4 protein-coding genes are annotated in these 3,268 nt (G+C 71.1%); 3 read left to right on the top strand and 1 reads right to left on the bottom strand.

Annotated features, from left to right (window positions below; genetic code table 11):
• Positions 1-1,064 (bottom strand): nicotinate-nucleotide--dimethylbenzimidazole phosphoribosyltransferase (gene cobT / locus Q4I23_RS31720; RefSeq protein WP_498528865.1); only part of this gene is annotated, 1,064 nt, incomplete at its 3' end.
• Between the two features lie 174 nt (positions 1,065-1,238).
• Between cobT and cobS the strand changes: the two genes are divergently transcribed.
• Genes cobS through Q4I23_RS31735 form a run of 3 tightly spaced genes read left to right on the top strand, consistent with a single transcriptional unit; the run spans position 1,239 to position 3,187 of the window.
• Positions 1,239-2,018 carry an adenosylcobinamide-GDP ribazoletransferase gene (gene cobS / locus Q4I23_RS31725; RefSeq protein WP_498528866.1) on the top strand — a complete coding sequence of 260 codons (780 nt, stop codon included), beginning with the start codon at positions 1,239-1,241 and terminating at the stop codon, positions 2,016-2,018.
• Positions 2,015-2,641 (top strand): histidine phosphatase family protein, encoded by a 627-nt coding sequence (locus Q4I23_RS31730; RefSeq protein WP_498528867.1) that lies wholly within the window; start codon positions 2,015-2,017, stop codon positions 2,639-2,641. Before cobS ends, Q4I23_RS31730 begins: the two co-directional genes overlap by 4 nt.
• Before the next feature lie 36 nt (positions 2,642-2,677).
• Entirely contained in the window at positions 2,678-3,187 is a 510-nt protein-coding gene (locus tag Q4I23_RS31735; RefSeq protein ID WP_454020511.1) for a pyridoxamine 5'-phosphate oxidase family protein, read from the top strand.
• Positions 3,188-3,268: the final 81 nt, after the last annotated feature.

The following is a 3,268-nucleotide window of genomic DNA, read 5'->3' on the forward strand; positions in this document are numbered from 1 at the left end:
GTTATAGTCTCGTGGGCTCGGAGATGTGTATAAGAGACAGCCCCGCGGGTGCTGACGCCCGCGTCGGCGAAGGTCGCCATGCCGGCGTGGCAGGCGCAGGCCGACTTCACGATGTTGATCGCCAGCGCCGCGCCCGAGCCCTCGCCCAGGCGCATCCCCAGATCGAGCAGCGGCTCCTTGCCGATGGCCGCCAGCAGATGGTCGTGGCCCGGTTCGACCGAGCGGTGGGCGACCATGCAATGGTCGAGCGCCCGGCGGTCGGCCTTGAACAGCACCGCCGCCGCCGCCGTGCAGGCGTAGCCGTCGAGCAGCACCGGCACCCGCGCCATGCGGGCGGCCAGGATGGCGCCGGCGATGGCCGCCAGCTCATAGCCGCCGAAGCAGCGCAGAGCCTCGAACGGGTCGTCCTTGGCCTGCGGGTTGGCGGCCAGACCGGCCTCGACGGCGGCGACCTTGCGGGCCAGCCCCTCGTCGTCCACGCCGGTGCCGCGGCCCGTCCAGTCCTTGGCCTCGCCGCCGAACAGCGCGTGGCAGAGCGCCGCCGCCGCGGTGGAGTTGCCGATGCCCATCTCGCCGAGCGCCAGAAGCTGGACGCCCGTCTCCACCGCCATCATGCCGTAGGCCATCGCCTGGCAGCAGTCCTCCTCGCCCATCGCCGGACCTTCGGTGAAGTCGGCGGTGGGGGTCTCCAGATCCAGCTCGTAGACGCGCAGGTCGGCGTCGGCCACCTCGCAGAGCTGGTTCACGGCGGCGCCGCCGTTCTGGAAGTTCTGGACCATCTGGGCGGTCACCGCCGCCGGGTAGGCCGAGACGCCGCGGGCGGCGACGCCGTGGTTGCCGGCGAAGACGGCGACGCGCGGGCGGCGCACCTCCGCCGGGTGCTGGCCCTGCCACGTCGCCATCCACTGGGCGATCTCCTCCAGCCGGCCGAGCGCGCCCGCTGGCTTGGTGAGCTGCCGTTCGCGCTGGAGGGCCGCTGTGCCGGCGTCGAGGTCCGGCCCCGGCAGGTTGCGCACCAGCGCGCGGATTTCCTCGAAGGTGATGGCGGGCTGCGTGTTGCTCATGGCGAAGGGTCCTGGCGCTGACGGCAGAGGATGTGATCGGGAAGCGATGAAAAAAGCGGCGCGACCTTGGACCATTCCCGACCCGCTGTCAAAGCGCCTCTCGTCCGGTCTGTTATCCGTTGTGGGCCTGTTATCCGTTGCGGCGGGCCTGGGGTTGCCGTACTCCGAAGCGCCATGTCCGCAGATTCCCCCGCCCCATCCCTCTCCCGCTGGAACTCCGATCTGGCGCTGGCCGTCGTCTTCCTGACGCGGTTGCCCCTGCGCCTGTCCGGCCCGCTGGCCGAGGACGCCCACGCCCGCGCCATGGGCTGGTTCCCCCTGGTCGGCGCCGGGGTCGGGCTGTTCGGCGGCTCCGTCTACGGGCTGGCCGCAACGGCCCATCTTCCGCCGCTGCCGGCGGCGCTGCTGGCGCTGGGCGCGATGGTCTGGCTGACCGGCGCCCTGCACGAGGACGGGGCGGCGGACGTCGCCGACGGCTTCGGCGGCGGGCGCGACAAGGCCCGCAAGCTGGAGATCATGCGCGACAGCCGGGTCGGCAGCTACGGCGTGCTCGCCATCGTCTTCTCGGTCGCGGTCCGCGCCGCGGCGCTGGCGGCGCTGGCCGAACCGCGCCTCGTCATCCCCGCCCTGCTCGCCTCGGGCGCCCTGTCGCGCGGCGGCATGGCGGTGATCGCCCGCTTCATGGACCCGGCCCGCGCCGACGGCCTCGCCGCCCGGCAGGGGCGCCCGTCGCCCGGCACGGTGGCCCTGTCGCTCGCGCTGGCGCTGGCCGTGGCCGTGGCGGCGCTGAAGGGGCTGGCCGTTGCCGCGATCCCGGCCGCGATTTTGGGGGGCGTGGCGGTGGCGTGGCAGGCGCGGCGCCAGATCGGCGGCCACACCGGCGACGTGTTCGGCGCCGCCCAGCAGGTGGCGGAGGCCGCCGTTCTGCTCACCCTGGCCGCGACTGTTGCATGAAAAACACTCGCTGGTGGCTCATCCGCCACGCTCCCGTCCCGAATCCGGGAAATGTGATCTACGGGCGAAGCGATCCCGCCGCTGACACCGGCGATTCCGACGCGCTGGCGGCACTGGCGGCGCGGCTGCCCCCGCAGGCAGTCTGGGTGACCTCGCATCTGCGCCGCACGCGGCAGACGGCGGCGGCGCTGCGCCTGCCCGGCAGCGACATGGCGCTGGTCGAGCGGGCGCTGGCCGAACAGGACTTCGGCCGCTGGGAAGGGCTGTCCCACCACGATGTGGCGGAATTGCATCCCGGGGAGGCCCGCCGATTCTGGAGCGACCCGGCGGCGGAGGCCCCACCGGACGGCGAAAGCTTCGCGGCGGTGATGGAGCGGGTGGCCGGCGTCGTCGCCCGGCTGACCGACCTCTACGCCGGGCGCGACATCGTGGCGGTGATCCATGGCGGGTCGGTCCGCGCGGCGCTGGCGCTCGCCCTGGATCTGACGCCTCAAGCGGCGCTGCGGCTGGCGGTGGCGCCGCTCTCGCTGTCGCGGATCGACCATTACGGCAGCGAGGGGGGCGGCTCCTGGTCGGTCGCGGCCCTGAACGCGCTCGGAACCTTTCCGGGCAGCGGGCGTTGACCGGACTCCGTTGGGCTACCAATAGAGGGTCAGACCATGGCAAGAAGCGCTGACGATCGCGAGGCCGCCGAGAAGCTTTGGGGCATGATCAAGGGCGTCCGCATCTGCATGATGACGACGCTGGACGAGAACGGCATTTTGCATTCCCGCCCTATGGCCACCCTGCCGCACGCGGGATTCGACGATGGAACCTTGTGGTTCTTTACGCGGGCCGACTCACCGAAGGTCCATGAACTGAAGACGCACTGGCGCGTCAACCTGTCCTACGCCGACCCCGACAAGCAGGATTACGTGTCGGTGTCGGGAGTGGCGGAGACGGTGCGTGACCGCGAGAAAATCCGTTTCCTGTGGCGGGACATTCTGTCCACCTGGTTCCCGCAGGGGGTGGACGATCCCGATCTCACGCTGCTGAAGGTCAGCGTCGATCGGGCCGAATATTGGGACAGCCCGTCGAGCGCGATGGTCTACGCCTACGGCTATGTGAAAGCGAAGATCACCGGCGAGCCGCCGAAACCGGGCGATCACGCGAAGATCGCGTTTCAGTAGGGGCGCCCAATCGGGGCATTTGCCCCCACCCTTCCCATGCCTGTCTCTTATACACATCTGACGCTGCCGACGATTATACGC

The organism is Azospirillum sp. UFLA03-27, assembly GCF_059803775.1.